The organism is Promicromonospora kroppenstedtii DSM 19349, from assembly GCF_000515355.1.
Taxonomy (GTDB): Bacteria; Actinomycetota; Actinomycetes; order Actinomycetales; family Cellulomonadaceae; genus Promicromonospora; species Promicromonospora kroppenstedtii.
Genome location: NZ_KI911609.1, coordinates 36,982 through 41,600 on the forward strand (window position 1 = coordinate 36,982; position 4,619 = coordinate 41,600).

Annotated in this window: 5 protein-coding genes and 1 pseudogene; 4 read left to right on the forward strand and 2 right to left on the reverse strand. The window is 69.5% G+C overall.

The features are described from left to right. Positions 1-312: pseudogene (locus tag PROKR_RS33830) on the reverse strand (GNAT family N-acetyltransferase); the annotation flags it as partial. A gap of 157 nt (positions 313-469) precedes the next feature. Here PROKR_RS33830 and ectA point away from each other — a divergent pair. From ectA to thpD, 4 genes are all read left to right on the forward strand, one after another. Continuing rightward, entirely contained in the window at positions 470-988 is a 519-nt protein-coding gene (gene ectA, locus PROKR_RS03975; RefSeq protein ID WP_036959708.1) for a diaminobutyrate acetyltransferase, read from the forward strand. Between the two features lie 136 nt (positions 989-1,124). Beyond that, the gene (gene ectB, locus PROKR_RS03980; protein ID WP_051432653.1) at positions 1,125-2,513 is read left to right on the forward strand and encodes a diaminobutyrate--2-oxoglutarate transaminase; all 1,389 of its coding nucleotides are present in this window, start codon (positions 1,125-1,127) and stop codon (positions 2,511-2,513) included. Next, positions 2,510-2,911, forward strand: coding sequence for an ectoine synthase (locus PROKR_RS03985; protein ID WP_036959709.1), 402 nt, complete (start codon positions 2,510-2,512; stop codon positions 2,909-2,911). Before ectB ends, PROKR_RS03985 begins: the two co-directional genes overlap by 4 nt. Further along, positions 2,908-3,804 (forward strand): ectoine hydroxylase, encoded by an 897-nt coding sequence (gene thpD, locus PROKR_RS03990; protein ID WP_036959711.1) that lies wholly within the window; start codon positions 2,908-2,910, stop codon positions 3,802-3,804. Before PROKR_RS03985 ends, thpD begins: the two co-directional genes overlap by 4 nt. Positions 3,805-3,904: 100 nt before the next feature. On the opposite strand, the gene PROKR_RS03995 is transcribed toward thpD, so the two are convergent. After that, positions 3,905-4,414, reverse strand: coding sequence for a Dps family protein (locus PROKR_RS03995; RefSeq protein WP_036959712.1), 510 nt, complete (start codon positions 4,412-4,414; stop codon positions 3,905-3,907). Positions 4,415-4,619 lie beyond the last annotated feature (205 nt).

Consider the following 4,619-nt stretch of genomic DNA (forward strand, 5'->3'; position numbering starts at 1 on the left):
GGCGCCGGTGGCCGGGCCGGGCTCGGGGTGGCGGGCGACGAAGCCCGGCGTCCACTCGCGTGCCCACCACTCGGCGAACGCCCGGGTGTCGGCGGCGGCCACGATGTACCCGGCGGCGCGGCCCTCGTGCTCGACCACCCACGCGAGGTCGGGGGAGTGGTCCACGTAGGGCAGGGCGTACACCTCGGGCATGAGGTCGTCGGACGAGTAGACGCCGCGGGCGTCGCCACCGGCCGCAGCGGTGCGGACGCAGATGTCGGCGACGTCGGCCCGGTCGGCGACGCGGTACTGACGGATGAATGGCTCGGTCACCCGCGACACAGTACCCGCGGGTCCGACGGCCCTCCGGCGGCTCCCAGCGGGACCCTGTGGCGTTACCCCGAGTTTGCCGCAGGAACACGCCGGTCATGCGTTCGTCACGTGATCGCAATGTGCAATTGTCGACCAAGTTCGTTACGGTCGAATTGTCATGCAGAACCTCGAAGAGGAACTCAAGCACATCCATCCGACCGAGACCACGGTGGCACTGAGGGAGCCCACCGTCGATGACGGAGCAGCGATGTGGCGCCTGGCGCGCGACAGCAAGACGCTGGACCTCAACTCGTCCTACGCGTACCTCCTCTGGGCTCGAGACTTCGCCCGGACCTCGGTGATCGTCACCGTCGACGACGAGCCCGCCGGGTTCGTCACGGGGTACGTCCGGCCCGACGAGCCGACCACGCTGATGGTCTGGCAGGTGGCCGTCGACCACGCCTACCGCGGCCAGCGGCTGGCGTCCCGGATGCTCGCCCACCTGGCGGGTCAGCACCCGGAGTGCACCCACGTCGAGACCACCATCACCTCGGACAACACGGCGTCGATCGCCCTGTTCATGTCCTTCGCGTCGGCCCAGGGTGCGCCCGTCGACGTGCGGACCGTCTTCCCCACGGAGGCGTTCCCGGACGGCCATGACGCGGAGCTCGTGTTCCGCATCGGGCCACTCTCCTGACCTCGTCCCGGTCACCGATCCCCAGAGCACGACCCAGCACGACCCAGCACGACCCGGTGCGTACGGGTACGCACCGGCACGCCCCGAACGACCCCAGCCGAGTCCGGCCACCAGGGCCGGACCGTGGAAAGGAGCCATGCGCCCGAACACCGCCATGCCCACCGACCACCCCACGAGCAGCTCCACGGAGGCCTCCTCGACCAGCGTCTTCGACGAGATCGAGTCCCAGGTCCGCAGCTACTGCCGGAACTGGCCCGCGACGTTCACGACGGCGTCCGGCAGTACGATCCAGGCCGAGGACGGCCGCAGCTATCTCGACTTCTTCGCCGGGGCCGGTGCCCTGAACTACGGGCACAACCACCCCGTCCTGCTGGACGCGCTGGTCGACTACCTGCGCAGCGGCGGGATCGTCCACGCGCTCGACATGCACACGGCGCCCAAACGCGAGTTCCTGACGACGTTCCGGGACCGGATCCTGCGCCCGCGCGACCTGGACTACAAGGTGATGTTCCCCGGGCCCACGGGCACCAACTCGGTGGAGAGCGCGCTCAAGCTCGCCCGCAAGGTGACCGGCCGCCAGCACATCCTGTCGTTCACCAACGCGTTCCACGGGATGACGCTGGGCGCGCTGTCGGTGACCGGCAACTCGATGAAGCGCAACGGCGCGGGCCTGCCACTGACCAACAGCTCGAAGATCCCGTACGACGACTACTTCTCCGGCGCCACGGAGGACTTCCTGTGGCTCGAGCGGGTGCTGGGCGACAGCGGGTCCGGCGTCGACAAGCCGGCCGCGATCATCGTGGAGTCGGTGCAGGGTGAGGGCGGGCTGAGCGCCGCGCGGCCGGAGTGGCTGCGCGCCCTGTCCGAGCTGTGCCGCGCGCACGGGATCCTGCTGATCCTGGACGACGTGCAGGCGGGCTGTGGCCGCACGGGCGAGTTCTTCAGCTTCGAGGAGTCGGGCATCGTGCCCGACATCGTGTGCCTGTCCAAGTCGATCTCCGGCTTCGGGCTCTCGATGGCGCTCACGCTGATCCGCCCCGAGCTGGACCAGTGGGAGCCGGGCGAGCACAACGGCACGTTCCGCGGCCAGAACACCTCGTTCGTCACGGCCACCGCGGCAATGAACCAGTTCTGGGCCGACGACGAGTTCGCCGCGGGCGTGCGCGCCCGCGCCGCCGAGCTGCACGCCGGGCTGGCGCAGATCGCGAACGGCTACGACGGCGCCGTCGTCAAGGGGCGCGGGTTCCTGACCGGCATCAGGTTCGCCGAGCCGTCCGCGGCGTCGAAGATCGCGGCCGCGGCGTACGAGCGCGGCCTGCTGGTCGAGACCTCCGGGCCGGAGGACGACGTGCTCAAGACCATGCCCGCCCTGACCACCAGCTCCGACGAGCTGGTGTCCGGCGTCGACATCATCGCGGCGGCGAGCGCCGAGGTGCTGGGTGCGCCGGTGTACCGGGGTGAGGGCAGTGACGTCCGGGGCAGCGACGTCCTGGATGGGGATCCCCGAGGAGAGGAGAGCAAGTGATTGTCACTCGACTGGCTGATCTGGAGGGTACCGACCGGGATGTGCGGTCGGAGACGTGGCGGAGCCGGCGGTTCGTGCTGGCGTCGGAGGGTGTGGGTTTCTCGTTCCACGAGACGGTGATGTACGCGGGTACGGAGACGGAGATGTGGTACGCGAACCACGTCGAGGCGGTGTACTGCGTGGGTGGTACGGGTGAGCTGGAGAACCGGGAGACGGGGGAGGTGCACGAGATCTCGGACGGGACGATGTATCTGCTGGACGGGAACGAGAAGCACACGATGCGTCCGACGACGGACCTGCGGTTGATCTGTACGTTCAATCCGCCGGTGACGGGGCGGGAGGTGCATGACGCTGACGGGGTGTACCCGTTGGTCGTCGAGGAGGAGGCTGCCGTATGACGGCCGGGTTCGGGGGTGAGGACCTGTACCCGACGCGGGTGGAGGGTGACGCCGCGGAGCTGCCGCGTCAGGACCGGGTGGTCTGGGGTGGTGCGGCTGACGGCCCGCTGGACCAGGGGTTGCTGGACGGTTTCGACCGGGACGGTTACCTGGTGCTGGAGAACCTGATCACCGCGGAGGAGGTGGACGGTTTCCGGGCGGAGCTGGCGCGGTTGTCGGCGGATCCGGTGGTGCGGGCGGACGAGCGCACGATCGTGGAGGGCAGTTCGCAGCAGGTGCGGACGATCTTCGACGTGCATCGCAGCAGCGAGGTGTTCGCGCGGATCGCGCGGGATCCGCGGGTGGTGGGTCGGGCGCGGCAGATCCTGGGGTCTGACGTGTACATCCATCAGAGCCGGGTGAACCTGAAGCCGGGCTTTGGTGGTGGTGACTTCGCGTGGCACTCGGACTTCGAGACGTGGCACGCGGAGGACGGGCTGCCGCGGATGCGGACGGTGAGCGTGTCGATCTCGTTGACGGACAACTACTCGTTCAACGGTCCGTTGATGATCATGCCGGGGACGCACAAGACGTATGTGTCCTGTACGGGCCGGACGCCGAACGACAACTACAGGTCGTCGCTGGTGATGCAGAACGCGGGGACGCCGGACGAGGACATCCTGACCCGGATGGCGGACGTGCACGGGATCGACGTGCTGGCCGGTGGTGCGGGGAGCGCGGTCATGTTCGACTGCAACTGCATGCACGGGTCGAACGGCAACATCTCGCCGTATGCCCGGTCGAACATCTTCCTGGTCTACAACAGTGTGGAGAACACGGCGGTGGAGCCGTTCGCGGCGGAGCGTGCGCGGCCGGACTTCCTGGGGAGCCGGGACTTCACGCCGGTGGGCTGAGCCGGCGGGATCGGTCGGGTCCCGGGCGGTACCCCGGTCCCGCTCGCGGAAGCGCAGGTCACCTCGTGGTGGCCTGCGCTTCCGCGTTGTCCGTGGGGTGTTACTCCGTGATGGATCCGGAGGCCGACTCGAGGTGGGCGCGCACGAACCAGTGGAACTGCTCGAGGTCGTGCAGGTGCCCGATGAGCAGGTCGTTGGTGACGTCGTCGAGCTTGGCGGTGGCGTCGGCGGCGTTGCGGTGGGAGGTGATGACTCCGGCATAGACGTCGTCGAGCGCGGCGAGGTGCTGGATGGCGGGGGCGCGGCCGAGGGCGTAGTCGTCCCAGGTGCGGGCGGCGACCAGGGCGCCGGGGGTGCCGATGGGCACGACGCCGAGGGTGGCGATGCGTTCGGCGATCTGGTCGACCATGGCGCGTACGGCGTCGACCTGCGGGTCGAGCATCTCGTGGACGCCGATGAAGTGTGGGCCCACCACGTTCCAGTGCACGTGCTTGAGGGTCAGGTGCAGGTCGTTCAGCGCGTGCAGCCGCTGCTGCAGGATCTCGGCGACCTCCGCCCCCTGCTCGGGGGTGAGGGACGGGACGGTGTAGCGGGGCAGCTTCGGGGACATGTGGGGCCCTCCTGTTCCGGCCGGCGGTCAGTGCTCTCCATCGTCACGCGCGTCGCGCCCGGTCGCCAGTGCGACGAACGCGAGGCCGAGCACGGCGAGCGCTGCGAGCAGGACGGCGCCGGGCAGGGCGGTCCCGGAGGCGAGCAGTGCGAGGGCGCCGAGGAGGCCGGTGGCGGCCAGGACGACGACGTCGCGCAGCCACCCG